The organism is Burkholderia sp. 567 (genome assembly GCF_040545115.1).
Classification (GTDB): Bacteria; Pseudomonadota; Gammaproteobacteria; order Burkholderiales; family Burkholderiaceae; genus Burkholderia; species Burkholderia ambifaria.
Genome location: NZ_JBEPLG010000005.1, coordinates 28,839 through 44,958 on the forward strand (window position 1 = coordinate 28,839; position 16,120 = coordinate 44,958).

The window sequence follows — 16,120 nt, forward strand, 5'->3', positions numbered from 1 at the left end:
TGCGTCAGACGGTGTCAGACGGTATCGCGCAGACGGTACCAAACCTTGCCGATCGCTTCCAGCGGCGCGGCGAGGCGGTCGCCGCCGGGAAAGCGCGGGTTGCGGATGCGCTGGTACTGCGCGAGCAGGCGATCGCCCCCGAGCACCGCATCGGCGACCGCGCGGGCACCGGCGAGTGTCGGCAGCACGCCGTGTCCGGAGAAGCCCTGCAGCCAGAAGCGCTGGCCGCGGCGGCCGATGTCCGGCGTGCGTCGCATGCTGATGTCGATGTGGCCGCCCCACGCGTAGTCGAGCGGCACGCCGCTAAGTTGCGGAAACACGCGTTCGAGGTGCGGGCGGGTCGCCGCCGCGATGTCGGCAGGTATGCCGCCGAGATACGTGCAGCCGCCGCCGAACAGCAGGCGGTTGTCGGGGCTCAGGCGGAAGTAGTCGGGCACGAACTGGTTGTCGATCACGCAACTGTTCCGCGGCAGCAGCGCGCGTGCGACGTCCGGCGCGAGCGGCGCGGTCGCGACCTGGTAGGTGCCGACCGGCAGCAGCCGGCGCGACAGCTCCGGATCGAGCCGGTCGACGTACGCGTTGCATGCGAGCACGAGCACGTCCGCGCGCACCTCGCCGTGCGCGGTGCGGGCGACGTGGCCGCCGGCCGTCTCGCGACAATCGAGCACGCGGCTTTGCTCGAAGATGCGGCCGCCGGCCCGCTCGATCGTCTGCGCGAGACCGAGCGCGAGCTTCAGCGGATTCAGATGGCCGGCCTCGGGATCGTAGAGCGCGGCGAGATAGCGCGCGCTGCCGATCCACTCGGGCATCTCGTCCTGCCCGATCACGCGCAGCCGGTCGTAGTCCCAGCGCTGCGCCGCTTCGTCTCGCGCCTGCGCGAGCATCGCGACGCGACGCGGGCGCAGTGCGGCCCACAGGCTGCCGGGCCGGTAGTCGATGTCGAAGCCGTGACGTGCAGGCAGTTCGCGCACTTCGGCCGCCGCCCAGCGCATGCTGTCCCACAGCATGCGCGCGCCGTCGCGGCCGAGCGAATCCTCGAGCGGCTGCATGTCGCACGACCAGCCGAGCAGCGCCTGACCGCCGTTGCGGCCCGATGCGGCCCACGCGACGCGGCTCGCCTCGAGCACGACCACGCGCTTGCCCGCGAGCGCCAGGCGCAACGCCGTGTGCAGCCCGCTGAAGCCCGCGCCGACGACCAGCACGTCGGCGTCGATGCGTTCGTCCAGTTCGGGACGCAGCGGGATCGGCGCCGGGTAGGTGCCGGCGTAGTAGCTTGCGACGTGACGGTCGGACTGCACGAACATGTGGGCTTCCGTGAAATTTTCGCCGGTTAATTTCATGAAAAATTAGCACGGCAATTTCACGGAGACAAGCGGGATCGCGAGGCGAGGAGAACTGGCGATACAGCCCGACGAACTAAAGTTCCTATAGTTACTACAGACTTTCCGGCGTCAGTGTTAATTGTGTAAAGCCTTGCGCACGACGGATCCCCCACTCCAATCAAGCTTCTATCTCGCCCCCAATTGAGCCATCAAGCAATGGAAGAAACCGATGTCATCCACGTTACCTTCCCTTCCCCATTGCGCCGGTTGATTCACCGCTTGTGAACGATTGAATCAAGCACGAAGCTGGTCGTCATATTTTGCACACCGTCCATCGCACTGATCGTCGCCCAGATATCGCTGATGCGCTCGTGCGTGGGCGCCTCTATCTGCACCAGCAAATCGACCTCGCCGCTGAGCACCGCGCAATCGCGCACCTCGGCGATCCGCTCCAGTGCGGCAAGCACGTCCGCGCCCCGCATCCGGTCCTTGCGGTAAACGAGCATGACGGCGCGCACCGGCACGACATCGTCGGGCAATGCGAGTCGCACCGTATAGCCTGCAATGATGTTCAGCGCTTCGAGCCGGTCGATCCGGTTTCGAACCGCCTGCCTGGACAGACCGATCCTGTCGGCCAGCACCGCGAGCGGAACCCGCGCATCCGCGGACAACGCGTCGATGATCTTCTGGTCCAGGCTGTCGATCTTCATTCCCCGAACCCGGGGTGCAGGGCGCCGCGTGCATCGACCGCGTCGCGCAATGCCGCGATGTGGCCGGGACCGATTCCGCAACACCCACCGACGATCTGCGCGCCCAGCGCAAGCCACCGCTCGGCCCATCTTGCATAGCCGGGTGGATCGATGTCGCCGCGCAAACCGTGGAGTTCCTCGTTAGCGCGCGCATCGGCGCGCTGAGGCGGAAACGCGTTCGCATAGGCGCCGACCGCGAGCGGCGTTCCCATTTGCGCGAGCGTGCGCTGCACCATCTCGATCGCCGCACCCATCGACTCCGGCTGGCTGCAGTTGAACAGCAGCGCAGTTGCGCCCGCGGACACGGCAGCGTCGATCGCTTCGTTGAGCGCCTGCCCCGATCGCAGTACCGGCGTGGCGCCTGGCTCGACGTCGTCGCGCAGCGTGAACGAGACCCACAGCGGTTTCGGATTGTCACCGAGCGCTCGCCTGACCGCGCCGATTTCGTCGGTCAGGCTCTGCGTCTCGGCCAGCCACAAGTCGACGTAGGAATCGAGCCCATCGACGAGTGTCGCCAAGATGGCATCGGCGCGCGCCGCATCGAAGAGATCGGGTCGGTAGGAGCCGCCCGTCGGCGGAAGCGATCCGGCGACGCGCACGGGCCGCCCCGCGCGGTCCGCCGCTTGCCGCGCGAGTTGCCCGGCAAGGGACGCGAGCGCGACGCCGTCACGACGGAACCGCTCCTCGCCGATATGGAACGGTACGACCGCATAGCTGTTCGCGGTGATCACATCGGCGCCCGCCGCAACGAACGCGTCGTGTGCGAGACCGACGTAATGCGGCGCTTCCATCAGCGCGAGCGCCGACCACTCCGGCTGCCTGAACGGCGCTCCGATCCGCGCCAGTTCGCGCCCCATGCCGCCGTCGAGTACTGTGATGTCATGCATAGTCCGTGCTCCATGGTTGCAATCCGTGCATCAAGTGCCCGAATCGATTCAAAGGTCGGCGCAACGCACACGGCATCCATCGATGCGTAAGCGCCGATCCGAGTCAGATCTGCTCCAGCGCCTGCGCGATATCGCATTTCAGATCGTCGATGTGCTCGATGCCGACCGAATAGCGGATGAAATTGAGCGGAATGTCGGCTGCTCGCATTTGCTCCGCCGACATCGTGCCTGCCCACATGGACGCCGTGTGGATCGCGAGCGAATCGACGCCGCCGAGATTGCCTGCATTCATCGGCAAGCGCAGCGCCTCGACAAAGCGTTGCGCTTCGCCGTAGCCTCCGCGCACGCCGAACGCCACCACGCCGCCGAAACCGCGCATCTGCCGGCATGCGAGCCCATGCTGGGGATGGCTGCGCAGGCCCGGATAGAACACGCGCTCGATCTTCGCGTGAGCTTCGAGGAATTCGGCGAGCGCCTGAGCGTTCGCATTGATCCGCTCGACGCGCATCGGCAGCGTGCGCAGCCCTCGCAGCAGCAGCCACGCGTCCATCGGCGACAGCACCGAGCCAAGCGTGATGTGCGTATGCCAGATCTGCTCGGCGAGCACGCGGCTCGTGCAGATCACGCCGCCCGTCAGGTCATGATGGCCGCCGAGATACTTGGTCGCGCTATGCACGACGATGTCGACACCGAGCCGGTGCGGCTGCTGGTTGACCGGCGACGCGAACGTGTTGTCCGCGAGCGTCAGGATGCCGCGGGCTCTTGCGATTTCAGTCACCGCCCCGATGTCCGTCACGAGCAGCAGCGGATTGACCGGCGACTCGAGTACGATCAGCCGCGTGTTCGGCCGGATCGCGCGATCGAACGCGGCCACGTCGGTCTGATCGACGAACGTCACCTCGACGCCGAACCGGCGCAGCATGTCGTCGAGCATCTTCGTGGTGCTCATGTAATGACGGGTCTGGCCGACGACGTGATCGCCGGCCTTCACGACACTGAGGATCGCGGTTGCGATCGCGCCCATGCCGGATGCCGTAACGAGCGCGGTCTCGGTGCCCTCGAGCTCCGCCATGATCGCCTTCACGCGCTCGTGAACCGGATTGCCGTAGCGGGTGTAGTTGCGCGGATGCTGTGCCACGCTCGACATCTCCGCGAATTCCTCGCTGCCGGCTGCCTTGAATACCGCCGAATAGTGGATCGCCGGCGCGACCGACTTCTCGTCGGTCACGTCGCGGTCCGCAGCGAGAGCCAGCGTTTCAAGCTTGTATCCCATGTCGTCCTCGGATCGTTCGTTGTGTCGCGTTCATGCGGCGCCCGTCAGGCACGCACGCTGCCCAGATGGCGATTCAGCAGGCCTTCGACGCGTTTGAGCACGGTCGAAAGCACTGCCGTGATACCGACGTACACGATGCCGGCCAGCATCAGCGCGTCGGTCGTATAGGTTTCGATCGAGATGCGTCGCGCGACACCGGTCAGGTCGAGCACGGTGATCGTGCTGGCCAGCGCAGTCGACTTCAGTTGCAGCACGATCTCGTTGCCGAGCGTCGGTGCGACGATGCCGATCGCGCGCGGCACGATCACGAACCAGGTGAGCATGAAGCGGCTCATCCCGAACGCGAGCGCAGCCTCCTTCTCGCCGGCGGGAACGCCGGCGATCCCGCCGCGGATGTCTTCCGCCATGTAGGCCGCGAGATTGAGCGTCAGCGCGCACAACGCGCACGAGAACGATCCGCCGACCAGCAGCCACAGAGGCGACGCACGCACGATCGCGAACTGCGCGAGCCCGTAATACAGCACGAAAATCTGCACCAGCAGCGGCGTGCCGCGAAACACCGACATGAACAGGCGGCTCGGCATCGACAGCCACCGGCATGCCGACGTGCGCGCGACAGCCAGCGGCACCGCGAGCGCGAACGCAAGCGTGCATGACAGCACCAGCAGTTCGAGCGTGATCCCTATGCCGCGCGCGACGTCCGGGCCGGACTGCACGATGAGGGAAAGAAAGTCGTTCATCGTATGGCCCTCCTCAGGTGCGTTTTGCGTAACCGCGGCCCGCGATGCGCTCGAGCCATGCGAACACGGGGTTGGATACGGCGAGAAAGCCGAAATAGACGATGCCGACCGTCACGTAGAAGACGAATGGCTGCTTGGTGAACTGCGCGGCGATGTTGGCCTTGCGCAGCATGTCCTCGAGCCCGACGATCGACACCAGCGACGTGTCCTTCAGCAAGTTCTGCCACATGTTGTTCAGGCTCGGCAGGCAGATGCGCCACGCCTGCGGCAGACGCACGTGCCACAGTGTCTGCAGGCGTGTCATCCCGTACGCGCGCGCGGCCTCGATCTGTCCGGCCGGTACCGCGATGAACGCGCCGCGGAACATCTCCGACGAGTAGGCGCCGAACACCACGGCGAGCGCGATCACGCCGGCCGAGAACGGGCTGATGACGATGGCGCCGTCGAATTGCGCGTTGAGCAGATGCGACAGCCCGAAGTAGCAGATCAACAGGATCAGGAACTCGGGAATGCCGCGCAGGAAATTGGTCAACGCATAGGTCGCATGTCTGAGCCACCCCAGGCTCGACAGTTTTGCCGATGCACCGGCGATGCCGAGCAGCATGCCGACGCACAGCGCGGCGACTGCAAGCTCCAGCGTGACGAGCGCGCCAGCCGCGATCTGCGCGCCGTAGTTCACCAAGATGTCCATCGTCGAATCGCTCCTTGTAAGCCCGGATCGCGCAGGCCGCCGTCCGGCGCCCGCGCGGTACCGATGCGCAGTTATTGCGGCGCGATGCTGAACGGGAAATAGCGCTTGTTGGCTGCGGCGAACGTGCCATCCGCCTGCACCTGCGCGATGCCCTTGTCGAACAGCGCCTTCAGCGGCGCGTCGCCCTTGCGTACCGCGATCGCCGTACCGTCGCCGAAGATCTCCGCATCGGCGATCGGCTTGCCGACGAAGTCGAAGCCTTCCTTCCTGCCGACCTTCGTCAGCCAGTCGTACGCGACCGTGTTGTCGGCAAACACCGCATCGACGCGTCCGGCTTCGAGATCGAGCCAGGCTTCGTCGAGCGTCTGATAGACCTTCACGTTGATCCCCGACTTGCTCGCCGGCAGGCGGCGGCGCAGATAGGATTCGTGCGTCGACGCCGTCTGAACGCCGATCGTCTTGCCGCGCAGCGTGGCGGCGTTGTCCGTGATGCCCGAGCCCTGCTTCGCGACGAACTGCACGGGCGCCGTCGTGAAGATGCGCGTGAAGTCCACCGACTGCTCACGCTCCGGCGTCTTCGACATTTGCGCGAGCACCGCATCGATCTGCTTCGCCTTGAGTGCCGGAATCAGCGCGTCGAAATCCATCGTCACCCACTGGCACTTGACCTTCATCGTGTCGCACATCTTCTTGCCGATGTCGATCTCCATGCCCTGCAGCTTGCCTGATGCATCCTTGTATTCGAACGGCGCGTAATCGGCGAGCGTGCCGACCCGCACGACCTGCTCGGCATGCGCGACCGATCCGAGCAATGCCGCGCCCACGCACAGCGACTGAAGCAGCTTCTTCATGATGTCCTCTCCGGTTGGCATTGAATCCGCATCAAATGATGCTGGACAGAAACTTCTGGAAACGCGGTGATTTCTGGCTCGCGAACACCTCATCGGGACTGCCGTCTTCCTCGATTCGTCCCTGGTGGACGAACACGACGCGGTTGGCGACTTCGCGCGCAAACCCCATCTCGTGCGTGACGACGAGCATCGTGCGTCCCTCGTCGGCCAGCGAGCGCATCACTTTCAACACTTCGCCGACGAGCTCCGGATCGAGTGCCGACGTCGGCTCGTCAAACAGCATCACGTCGGGGTCGGTCGCGAGCGCTCGTGCAATCGCAACGCGCTGCTGCTGGCCGCCCGACAGCTGGTTCGGATAGTGTTCGCACTTGCCGGCGAGCCCGACGCGTTCGAGCATCGCAATCGCCTTGTCGCGGGCGTCACGCTTCGGCACACCAAGCACGCGCACCGGCACGAACATCACGTTCTGCAGCACGGTCATGTGTGCCCAGAGATTGAACTGCTGGAACACCATCGCGAGCTTGCGGCGCACGCGCATCACCTGCCGCGCGTCGGCCGCGACGAGCGCGCCGTCGCGGCCTGCCTGTTTCAGCGCGAGCGTTTCGCCATTCACGCAGATCCGGCCACGGTCGGGCATTTCCAGCAAGTTGATGCACCTGAGGAACGTACTTTTGCCCGACCCGCTGCTGCCGAGGATCGACACAACCTCGTGATTCCTCGCGGTCAACGAGATGCCCTTCAGCACCTCGACACCGCCAAACGACTTGTGAATATCCTCGACCACCAGCGCGTCAGCCGCCGGTTTGCATGCAGGAATTGCTGCTGGCATCCTCGACTCCTTCTTCGATACGTTGCTCACACCGCTCCGGTTCGCGCCGCGCCGGCCCGCGAGGGCCCGCGCGTGCGCATCAGCTCGACAGCCGCCGGTTGCGCCTGAAGCAGACCACCTTCGGCTGCGTCATTTCCGTCATCGCGAACCGAACGCCTTCGCGGCCCAGCGACCCATGCTTGAATCCGCCGAACGGCATGCCGTCGAAGCGGTAATCGGACGAATCGTTGATCATCACGCCGCCCGCCTGCAGGCGCTCGGCCGCGCCGAGCGCCACCTCCAGGCTGCCGGTGAACACGCCTGCATGCAGGCAGCTCTCCGACGCGTTGGCCGCGTCGAACGCCTGCTGCAGGTCGGCGAATTTCTCGATCGTCACGACCGGCGCGAATACCTCGTCGGTCCATACACGCGCGTCGTGCGGCACGTCCGCGAGCACCGTCGGTTCGTACAGTGCCCCGCGCCGCCGATGGCCGGTCAGCACTGTCGCGCCACACGACACGGCTTCGTCGACCCAGCGTTCGATACGGATCGCCTGTTCCTCGCCGATCATCGGCCCCATGTCGGTCGCGTCGTCCAGCGGATCGCCGACGACCATCCTGCCGGTCAGTTCGACGAAATACCGGACGAACGGCTCGTACGCGGCCTCGGCGACGAAGATCCGCTGCGTGCCGATGCAGTTCTGTCCTGCGGCCCAGAATGCGCCCGACACGCACGATTCGGCGGCATCCTTCAGGTCGCAGTCGGCCATGACGATCACCGGCGCATTTCCGCCCAGGTCCATCGCGATCTTCTTGAGGCCGGCACCGCGTGTGATGGCTTCGCCGGTCTGCGGGCCGCCCGTGAAGGTCACCATCCGGATCCGCCGGTCGCGCACCAGAGCGGATGCGATCTCCGCGCCGCCGTGCACAACCTGCAGCGCGTCGCGCGGCGCACCGGCTTCCCACAGCACCTCGACGAGCGCCTGTGCGGACAGCGGCGCGAGCAACGAGGGCTTCAGGATGACCGCGTTGCCGGTCGCAATCGCAGGTCCAAGCTTGTGTGCGACGAGGTTCAGCGGGTCGTTGAACGGTGTGATCGCGAGAATCACGCCCAGCGGTTCCAGCGTGTAATAGCCGCTGCGATCCTCGGAGCCGGGATACCCGTCGAACGGGATCGTCTCGCCGGTGAGTCGTTTCGCTTCCTCGCCCGACAGGCGCAGCGTGTTCACGCAGCGCGCGACTTCCTTGCAGGCCTGCCGCAGCGGCTTGCCCGCTTCGAGCGCGATCGTGCGTGCAAAGGTCTCCGCTTGTGCCTCCACGCTCGCGGCCGCGCGAAACAGGATGTCGGCGCGCTGGCTGCGTGGCATGGCTGCGGCTGCACGCGCGCCATCGAGCGCGCGCTCGACGAGGGCCGGCGCCGCGTCGGCACGCGACAGACGGACCTGGCCGACGATCGAGCCGTCATAGGGCGACCGAACCTCGGCTACGCCGGCTCCCGTGCAGTCGGTCATCACCGCATCGCGCGCGCTCATGCGGCCACCTCGTGCGAGGCTGCACCAATCCTGTCCGCGAGTTCGATCAGATCGGAGAGGATCGCAAACGCCGTTTCCTCGCGCCCCGCACCGGGCCCGCTGATCGTCACCCCGCCGAGCACGTCGGTGTCGAACGTGATCGCGTTCGTCACGCCGCTCGCGGCAAGCAGCGGATGGCCGGCCGGCAGCTTGCGCGGTTCGACGCTCGCGGTGACGGTGCCGTCCGGATGGCGGACGGCAGAACCGATCAGCCGCCAGGACATGCGCTCCGCCGCCGCTGCGCGCACGTCGTGCTCGGTCAATTCCACGATGCCGCGGCACGTCACGTCGCCACGCTTGAGGCCGGCATTCCACAGCGCGTTCGCCAGAATGACGACTTTCAGCTGCACGTCCGAACCGTTGACATCGGCCGCCGGGTTCGCCTCCGCATAGCCGCGCTGCTGCGCATCGCGGATCGCCGCATCGAAGCTCGCGCCGGCCTCGACCTCACCGAGCACGTAATTCGACGTGCCGTTCAGGATGCCGGCGAAGCCGTTGATGTCGCAGCCGCGCAGTGAGGTCGCGAGTTGCCGCAGCACCGGCGTGCCGCTCATCACCGTGCCCTCGTACATCACGCAAGCACCCGATTGCGCGGCGATCCGCGCCAGCGCCGGCTGCGCGAGCGCGATCGGCCCCTTGTTGGTCGTGATCACGTGCTTGCCGCATTCGAGCGCGGTACGGCAATGCGACAGCGCAGGCTCACCGGTGTTCGGATCAGTGAAGGTCGCCTCGATGACGACATCCACGTGTTCCGACGCGATGGCCTTCAGCACCGCACCGAGGCCGACGTCCGGCGACACCAGCGTGCCGGGATCGCGACGTAGCGCTTGCGCGTCGACGCCCCGCCGCGCGGTTTCGTCGAGGACGTCCAGCGCAATGCCGCGAGGATTCGTCGCGATCCCGAGCCGCAGGTCGGCGACCACCGTCACCGATACGTCGAGTCCCGCCGCACCCAGCATCGCACGCTTCTTTTTGAGCAGTTCGACCAGTCCCTGATTGACTCCGCCGAAACCGACCAGTGCCAGTTTGAGTTCCATCTTGATCATCTCCTGTTCATTGACTACATGGCACAGGTTAGTTATGCGAATCGATTTTCAAATTAGTCGTTTCGCCCGATTCAGGTAGTCACCCGTTGCGGTTTGTCATGCGGGACGGGCGGATCGCCAGTTCCCGAGCGGAACCGGTACGTCAGGTGACCGTCGGTTCGTCGTCGCCGTCCTTGTCGACCGGCACGAACAGTCCGACCTTGACCGCGCTCAGCACGACGTTCGTGTTGATCCGGCGGATCATCGGGTTGCTCTGCATGATCCGCGCGGACAGCCGGTCGTACGCCTCGACGTCGTGTGCGGTGATGATCGCGATCAGGTCGACGGAGCCGGTCACGTAGTAGATCTGCTGGATTTCGTCATGCGCCTTCGACCACTCGCGGAACCTGGCGACCGTCTCGTAGTTTTCGCGTTCGATCTCGATTGCCGCAATGAACGTCATCGGCCTGCCGACCGCCGCGCGATCGACCACCGCGATTTCCGCCGAAATGATCTTTTCGGTGCGCATGCGCTTCAGCCGCTTTTGCACGGCCGACGTGGACAGGCCGATCCGTTCGGCAATGGCATCCGCAGTCGCGGTGCAGTCGCGCTGGACGATATTCAGGATCTTGCGGTCGAAGGAGTCGAGTGCGTCGGTCATGGCGTGGTCTGCCGGAGAACGGGTGCTTGCGTCAAAGATAGAAAGGCCGGGCCGATCTGAGCCCGACCAGATGCCGGACACGGTCGAACGCGGTGACGAGCGTTTCGCGCCACTGCGCGACCGGCCCGCAGATACACACGGGTGCGAAATGGATCGTATCCACACCCGCAGGAATACGGAACGGACGCTCGATGCCATCGTCCGATTCGGTCACGAGTGCGGTGCCGTCGACTTCGGTCAGGCTCATCAACAGATGGGCGCGGGCAGTCCCGCCAAGCAGGTCGCGCAGGGGCAACTCGTGCGCGGACAATTGCTCGAGCAGCGGCAGTTCGTACGCGCCGGGCCACCAGGTGTCGTGCTCGTCGAGCCAGGGGCCGACGCCCGGCATTCCGACCATCTCGAGGGTCCGGTCCGCGCCGAGATGCGCATAGGCGCGACACCGGCCAACCCCGTCGGACGAAGAACGCGCCAGCCAGCCGCCGGCGCTCGGGACCGGGTCCGTCAACACGACGTTCGCAGGCTTCAGTCGGCCGAGCATTTCAGCCGCGCTTGCGGCGGATCGGTGCCCTGCGTGGGACCTCTGTGCGTGATCCGGGACGATCCTGTCCGGGACGATCCTGTCCGGGACGATCCTGCACACCCACTTGGGACCATCCAGCAAGGCGACGGGGGCGTCGCCGGCCCGGACTTGAGCGGTTCGCCTGCGGGCGTGTTCAACGATGGCGATTGGCGTGTCCGGCATACAACTCTCTCGTGCTTGCGGGGCGCGTCGTAGGGATCCTGGCGCGCTTCGTGGATCGACTGACGATGTTGGCGGTTGAAGAAATAATATCGCGCGGATGCGACCAAAAAAATCTCAACAGCCAGGCATTTCGACGTAAATCGTCGAAAAAATCAGACGCCTGGATGTTTTGCATCCATCCAGGTTCCCGGCAGGTCCGGTGACGGGTGCGGGCGGGAAGACAGCCTCGCGGTTACAGGCCAACACGCTCCGCGGATGCTCGATGTCTCGAAGCGAATTGGCTATCGGCCACGGGGGTTCACACCACGACGCCACCCCGACGAGCACGGTGATCGCTTGAACATCGAATCGCCGACGGAGCCCGCGATCATGAAGGAGACGGGCCCGTTCAGGGGGCCGATGACTCGAACCCACCGCAGGCGATCCATCGAACACGCGTGTCGGCAATGAATTGACGCGTTATTCCGTTGATCTACGTCGATACGCCGAGCTAGACGCCTTCCTGCAGTTGCAAACCCACGATGCCCACGACGACGAGAGCCATGCAGACCAGCCGCCCGAGGACGGCGGGCTCATGAAACCAGACGATGCCGACCAACGCCGTTCCCGCTGCACCAATTCCTGCCCAGACAGCGTAAGCATCTCCCAGCGGGAGGACTGTCAATGTGAGACTCATTAGCCACACGCTCAGTACGGCTGCCACGATCGATATCCCGCCGGGCAGTACTTTTGTGTAGCTGTCGGAGAGCTTCATCGTCACGGAGAAGACGACTTCCAATACACCGGAAGCCACAACGATCGACCAGGCAACAAGCGGACTGGAGGGGACAAACATGGGTCTCACCTTCAGGTTGGATGTGGTCGACAGAGGGTATCAAAGTATTTCCACCTATTCTTCATGTCGACAATACTCCGCCGCGAATTGTCTCCGCCAACCGGCCTTCCCGCTTTCGATCTGCACGAATCATCTCGCTAGCGCGCTCCGCGATCATCAGGGTCGGCGAATTAGTGTTGCCGGATGTGATCGTTGGCATGACCGACGCATCGACAACCCGCAAGCCGCTCACGCCACGCACGCGAAGCCTGGAATCGACGACCGAGCCCGGATCGTCCGCCCTACCCATCCGGCAGGTTCCAACCGGATGAAAGATGGTTGTTCCGACGTTGCCGGCCGCATACTGCAACTCCTCCTCAGTCTGGAATTGAATGCCGGGCAATATTTCCTGCGGGCGAAACCGCTCGAGCGCGGGTGCCGCAACAATGCGCCGCGTCAGCCGCAACGCGTTGGCCGCGACGTGGCGGTCTTCCTCCGTGGACAGATAGTTGGGCGCAATACTCGGCGCGATCAGCGGATCATTGGACGTGATGTGCACGCTACCGCGCGACGACGGCCGCAATTGACAAACGGACGCCGTAAATGCGTCGAACGGATGCAGCGGTTCGCCGAACCGTTCGAGCGACAGCGGCTGCACGTGGTACTGAACGTCGGGGCGCGTCAGCGTCTTATCGTTCGGGTCAGACTTCGCAAACACGCCGAGCTGCGACGGCGCCATCGCCATCGGCCCGCTTCTGAACAGCCCATATTCGAGGCCGATCATCAGTTTGCCCCACCAGTAAGCACTGAGTGTGTTCAGGGTCCGCACACCTTCTACCTTGAAGGCCATGCGCAATTGCAGATGATCCTGCAGATTCTCGCCGACGCCGCACAGATCTTGCACCACCTCGATTCCGAGCTTCGCCAGACGCTCGGCACTCCCGATTCCCGACAATTCGAGCAATTGCGGAGAATTGACGGCGCCGGCACACAGGATCACTTCGCGCTTTGCCTCGGCAATGCGCGGTTCGTCGCCGAGACGAAACTCGATTCCGGTGCAGCGCTTGTTGTCGAACAGGAGTCGACGGGTCTGCGCGTTCGTCAGAATCGTCAGGTTCCCCCGCTTCGATACTGGCCGAAGATAACCTTTCGACGCATTCCAGCGAATGCCGTGCTTCTGATTGACGTCGAAATATCCGACGCCGGTGTTGTCGCCTCGATTGAAATCGTCCGTTGCGGGTATGCCGGTCTGTTCGGCGGCTTGCGCGAACGTCTCGAGAATGTCCCATTTCAGCCGCTGCTTTTCTACGCGCCACGGGCCGCCTGCACCATGAACATCACTTGCACCGCCGTGATAGTCCTCGCTCTTCTTGAACGTTTCGAGCACCGAGTCCCATTGCCAGGACGAATCGCCCGTCACTCGCGCCCATTCGTCGTAATCCTCACGCTGACCTCGCATATAGATCATGCCGTTGATCGACGAGCATCCACCCAGAACCCGGCCTCTCGGATAGGACAGCGCCCTGCCGTTCAGTCCCGCCTCGTCACGGGTTTTGTAACGCCAGTCGGTCCGTGGGTTTCCGATGCAATAGAGGTACCCCACCGGAATGTGAATCCAGTGGTAGTTATCCTTCCCACCCGCCTCGATCAGCAGCACGGATACGTCGTCGTCCTCGCTCAAGCGATTCGCGACCGCGCAGCCAGCCGTACCCGCTCCGACCACGATATAGTCGAACTCGCCAACCGATCGCGTCGCGCGGGCTTCGTTGATCTCTCCTGCCGACATCTTGCCTCCTGGATTGTGTGCATAACGTCTGCGCGTCGTTCCGGACATTTGCCCCTACCAAGGCAGATCCGATAATCGCCAGTGCAGACGACGTCAGGTCGACGCCTGCCTCGCGACGGATCGGGAACGCAGCCATTCCATGGTGATCAGCAGCAGACTTGAGAAGACGATGAAAATGGACGCGAGCGCAGCGACCGTGGGCGTAATGTTTTCGCGAATCCCGATGAACATCTGAAGCGGAAGCGTTCCCTGCGTCGGACCGGCGATGAACATCGTGATCACGACGTCGTCCAGCGACGTAGCGAACGCAAACAGCGCGCCGGAAATCACCCCTGGCGCAATGATCGGCAACGTAACGGCAAAAAATGTTCGCACCGGCGATGCCCCCAGGCTCAGGCTGGCTCGCACATAGTTCTGGTTGAAGCCGGCAAGCGTCGCATTGACCGTGATCACGACGAACGGCGCGGCGATCACCGTATGCCCGAATATCAGGCCGGTATACGTTCCAGCCAGTCCCCATCGTGCAAACAACAGGTACATCCCGACACCGGTGACGATGACCGGGACGATCATCGGCGAGATCAGGATGGCGACCAGCAAACCCTTGCCCCTGAACGACGCCTTGTTCAATCCCAATGCCGCCAGCGTTCCCAGGACGGTCGCAACGATCGTCGCGATCGGCGTCACGATGAAGCTGTTTGCGCCGGCGCGCGCCCAGTCCGTGGACGTGAACAGATTGTGATACCACCTGAACGAGAATCCATGTATCGGATAGACGAGAAATGAGTTCTCGTTGAACGAAAGCGGAATGATCGCCAGGATCGGCAAAATCAAAAACAGTAGCACCACGACGTTTGCCGATCGCAGTGCGTAATGCCATACGATTTCCGGCGTCGACATGTAGGGTGCGAAACGCGGCACGTGAGTTTTCATGATGCTAGGCCACCTTGATTTCCGAACCGACGATCCTTCGATAGAGCGCGAAGAGCACCAGCGTCACCAGGAGAAGGACTGCACCGAGCGCACAGGCCATCCCCCAGTTCAGGGCCACGTTGGTGAAATAAGCGATGTAGTAACTGACCATCTGGTCGCCGGCGCCACCGAGCAGCGCCGGGGTGATGTAGTAGCCCAGCGAGGTAATGAATACCAGCAACCCGCCCGCGCCGACACCGGGAAGCGTCTGCGGCACATAGACTTTCCAGAATGCCCCGAAAGGATGACTGCCGAGGGAAATTGCCGCTTTCGTGTAACTCGAAGGAATCGACTTCATCACGCTGTAGAGCGGCAGGATCATGAACGGCAGCAAGATGTGCGTCATCGCGATCAACACCCCCGTCCGGTTGAACAGGAGCGACAGGGGCGTCGAAATCACCTGCAGCGCCATTAACGCCTTGTTGACGAGGCCCGCCCCCTGGAGAATGACGATCCACGCCGAGATCCGCACGAGAATCGACGTCCAGAACGGCAGAAGCACCAGGATCATGACGAGATTCGCCTTTCGAGCCGGCAGAATCGAGATCCAGTAGGCAAGCGGATAACCCAGCACCAGCGCCGCAAGCGTCACAAGCCCGCTGATCACGAAGGTCCGCATGAACACCGCGCGGTATGCGGACGCGCCGTTCTCGACCGACACGATGCGGCCGCCCGAGTCCTCACGATAGTCGATCGTGGCAAGGAGATACTGGCTCGTGTAACGGGACGATACGCTGGCGATCGCCTGCCAGTAGCTCGTATCGGCCCAGCGTGGGTCCACTTCGATCAGCCGCTTTTGCATATCCTGCGCGGAAATCGCCGCATCGTTGTCGGTGAAAGGAAGCGCACTGGTCGTCTTGTAAAACAACGACCGGAATCCATCCTTCAGCCCGTTCAGCCGACCGGCCGCGGTACCGGTATCGTTGTCGCCACCGTTGCTCTCCACGTCGAGCACCAGCGCACGGTAAGCTTCGGCAGGAACGGAGGACTTGCCATCCCAGTGGCGCAATGCGGAGGTCGTCTTCGGCAATGCATCGACCACCTCGGGACTTTGGATCGATCGAGAAATCATCGATGCGACCGGCATCACGAACACAAGCAAGATGAACAGAACGAGGGGCGCCACCAGTCCTAATGCCACGACCTCCTTTCGAAACTGAACAGCTCGCAGCGACCGCTTGAGCTGGCGTGTATGCCAGCTCTGTTGCCGAGAAGTTATGGTGCTCATG

The 16,120-nt window shown here is 63.8% G+C and carries 16 protein-coding genes; all 16 read right to left on the reverse strand.

The window, feature by feature from the left end; genetic code table 11:
• Positions 1-14: 14 nt before the first annotated feature.
• The 16 genes from ABIC50_RS15985 to ABIC50_RS16060 all read right to left on the reverse strand — a co-directional run bounded on the left by ABIC50_RS15985 (position 15) and on the right by ABIC50_RS16060 (position 16,119).
• On the reverse strand, positions 15-1,304 hold the full coding sequence (locus ABIC50_RS15985) for an NAD(P)/FAD-dependent oxidoreductase (protein WP_354165346.1): 1,290 nt from the start codon (positions 1,302-1,304) through the stop codon (positions 15-17).
• 290 nt (positions 1,305-1,594) lie between these two features.
• A complete protein-coding gene (locus ABIC50_RS15990; protein WP_011659267.1) occupies positions 1,595-2,032 on the reverse strand; it encodes an Lrp/AsnC family transcriptional regulator in 438 nt (145 codons plus the stop codon).
• On the reverse strand, positions 2,029-2,958 hold the full coding sequence (locus ABIC50_RS15995; RefSeq protein WP_354165348.1) for a homocysteine S-methyltransferase family protein: 930 nt from the start codon (positions 2,956-2,958) through the stop codon (positions 2,029-2,031). Before ABIC50_RS15995 ends, ABIC50_RS15990 begins: the two co-directional genes overlap by 4 nt.
• A 103-nt stretch (positions 2,959-3,061) precedes the next feature.
• Entirely contained in the window at positions 3,062-4,231 is a 1,170-nt protein-coding gene (locus ABIC50_RS16000) for a trans-sulfuration enzyme family protein (protein WP_011659269.1), read from the reverse strand.
• Between the two features lie 44 nt (positions 4,232-4,275).
• Entirely contained in the window at positions 4,276-4,971 is a 696-nt protein-coding gene (locus ABIC50_RS16005) for an ABC transporter permease (RefSeq protein ID WP_229081682.1), read from the reverse strand.
• Between the two features lie 13 nt (positions 4,972-4,984).
• Complete coding sequence (locus ABIC50_RS16010) at positions 4,985-5,662, reverse strand: ABC transporter permease (RefSeq protein ID WP_059699164.1); 678 nt, start codon at positions 5,660-5,662, stop codon at positions 4,985-4,987.
• A 71-nt stretch (positions 5,663-5,733) separates the two neighbouring features.
• The gene (locus ABIC50_RS16015) at positions 5,734-6,513 is read right to left on the reverse strand and encodes an ABC transporter substrate-binding protein (RefSeq protein WP_175739353.1); all 780 of its coding nucleotides are present in this window, start codon (positions 6,511-6,513) and stop codon (positions 5,734-5,736) included.
• Positions 6,514-6,544: 31 nt separating this feature from the next.
• Positions 6,545-7,342, reverse strand: coding sequence for an ABC transporter ATP-binding protein (locus ABIC50_RS16020; RefSeq protein ID WP_011659273.1), 798 nt, complete (start codon positions 7,340-7,342; stop codon positions 6,545-6,547).
• A 79-nt stretch (positions 7,343-7,421) separates the two neighbouring features.
• A complete protein-coding gene (locus ABIC50_RS16025; RefSeq protein ID WP_354165351.1) occupies positions 7,422-8,852 on the reverse strand; it encodes an aldehyde dehydrogenase family protein in 1,431 nt (476 codons plus the stop codon).
• A complete protein-coding gene (locus ABIC50_RS16030) occupies positions 8,849-9,928 on the reverse strand; it encodes a homoserine dehydrogenase (protein WP_354165354.1) in 1,080 nt (359 codons plus the stop codon). The genes ABIC50_RS16025 and ABIC50_RS16030 overlap by 4 nt, the downstream gene beginning before the upstream one ends.
• Before the next feature lie 151 nt (positions 9,929-10,079).
• The gene (locus ABIC50_RS16035; RefSeq protein WP_175734774.1) at positions 10,080-10,577 is read right to left on the reverse strand and encodes an Lrp/AsnC family transcriptional regulator; all 498 of its coding nucleotides are present in this window, start codon (positions 10,575-10,577) and stop codon (positions 10,080-10,082) included.
• A 31-nt stretch (positions 10,578-10,608) separates the two neighbouring features.
• Positions 10,609-11,319, reverse strand: a complete 711-nt coding sequence (locus ABIC50_RS16040; RefSeq protein WP_354165356.1) for a hypothetical protein — start codon at positions 11,317-11,319, stop codon at positions 10,609-10,611.
• 490 nt (positions 11,320-11,809) lie between these two features.
• On the reverse strand, positions 11,810-12,154 hold the full coding sequence (locus ABIC50_RS16045; protein ID WP_354165359.1) for a DMT family transporter: 345 nt from the start codon (positions 12,152-12,154) through the stop codon (positions 11,810-11,812).
• 61 nt (positions 12,155-12,215) lie between these two features.
• Positions 12,216-13,919 (reverse strand): GMC family oxidoreductase, encoded by a 1,704-nt coding sequence (locus ABIC50_RS16050; RefSeq protein ID WP_354165362.1) that lies wholly within the window; start codon positions 13,917-13,919, stop codon positions 12,216-12,218.
• Positions 13,920-14,012: 93 nt separating this feature from the next.
• On the reverse strand, positions 14,013-14,852 hold the full coding sequence (locus ABIC50_RS16055; protein WP_011659280.1) for an ABC transporter permease: 840 nt from the start codon (positions 14,850-14,852) through the stop codon (positions 14,013-14,015).
• Positions 14,853-14,856: 4 nt separating this feature from the next.
• On the reverse strand, positions 14,857-16,119 hold the full coding sequence (locus tag ABIC50_RS16060; RefSeq protein WP_354165365.1) for an ABC transporter permease: 1,263 nt from the start codon (positions 16,117-16,119) through the stop codon (positions 14,857-14,859).
• Position 16,120: the final 1 nt, after the last annotated feature.

Excerpts from the sequence above, each read along its gene's own strand:
- ABIC50_RS15985 (WP_354165346.1), bottom strand. The coding sequence starts at position 1,304 with ATGTTCGTGCAGTCCGACCGTCACGTCGCAAGCTACTACGCCGGCACC.
- ABIC50_RS15990 (WP_011659267.1), bottom strand. The coding sequence starts at position 2,032 with ATGAAGATCGACAGCCTGGACCAGAAGATCATCGACGCGTTGTCCGCG.
- ABIC50_RS15995 (WP_354165348.1), bottom strand. The coding sequence starts at position 2,958 with ATGCATGACATCACAGTACTCGACGGCGGCATGGGGCGCGAACTGGCG.
- ABIC50_RS16000 (WP_011659269.1), bottom strand. The coding sequence starts at position 4,231 with ATGGGATACAAGCTTGAAACGCTGGCTCTCGCTGCGGACCGCGACGTG.
- ABIC50_RS16005 (WP_229081682.1), bottom strand. The coding sequence starts at position 4,971 with ATGAACGACTTTCTTTCCCTCATCGTGCAGTCCGGCCCGGACGTCGCG.
- ABIC50_RS16010 (WP_059699164.1), bottom strand. The coding sequence starts at position 5,662 with ATGGACATCTTGGTGAACTACGGCGCGCAGATCGCGGCTGGCGCGCTC.
- ABIC50_RS16015 (WP_175739353.1), bottom strand. The coding sequence starts at position 6,513 with ATGAAGAAGCTGCTTCAGTCGCTGTGCGTGGGCGCGGCATTGCTCGGA.
- ABIC50_RS16020 (WP_011659273.1), bottom strand. The coding sequence starts at position 7,342 with ATGCCAGCAGCAATTCCTGCATGCAAACCGGCGGCTGACGCGCTGGTG.
- ABIC50_RS16025 (WP_354165351.1), bottom strand. The coding sequence starts at position 8,852 with ATGAGCGCGCGCGATGCGGTGATGACCGACTGCACGGGAGCCGGCGTA.
- ABIC50_RS16030 (WP_354165354.1), bottom strand. The coding sequence starts at position 9,928 with ATGGAACTCAAACTGGCACTGGTCGGTTTCGGCGGAGTCAATCAGGGA.
- ABIC50_RS16035 (WP_175734774.1), bottom strand. The coding sequence starts at position 10,577 with ATGACCGACGCACTCGACTCCTTCGACCGCAAGATCCTGAATATCGTC.
- ABIC50_RS16040 (WP_354165356.1), bottom strand. The coding sequence starts at position 11,319 with ATGCCGGACACGCCAATCGCCATCGTTGAACACGCCCGCAGGCGAACC.
- ABIC50_RS16045 (WP_354165359.1), bottom strand. The coding sequence starts at position 12,154 with ATGTTTGTCCCCTCCAGTCCGCTTGTTGCCTGGTCGATCGTTGTGGCT.
- ABIC50_RS16050 (WP_354165362.1), bottom strand. The coding sequence starts at position 13,919 with ATGTCGGCAGGAGAGATCAACGAAGCCCGCGCGACGCGATCGGTTGGC.
- ABIC50_RS16055 (WP_011659280.1), bottom strand. The coding sequence starts at position 14,852 with ATGAAAACTCACGTGCCGCGTTTCGCACCCTACATGTCGACGCCGGAA.
- ABIC50_RS16060 (WP_354165365.1), bottom strand. The coding sequence starts at position 16,119 with ATGAGCACCATAACTTCTCGGCAACAGAGCTGGCATACACGCCAGCTC.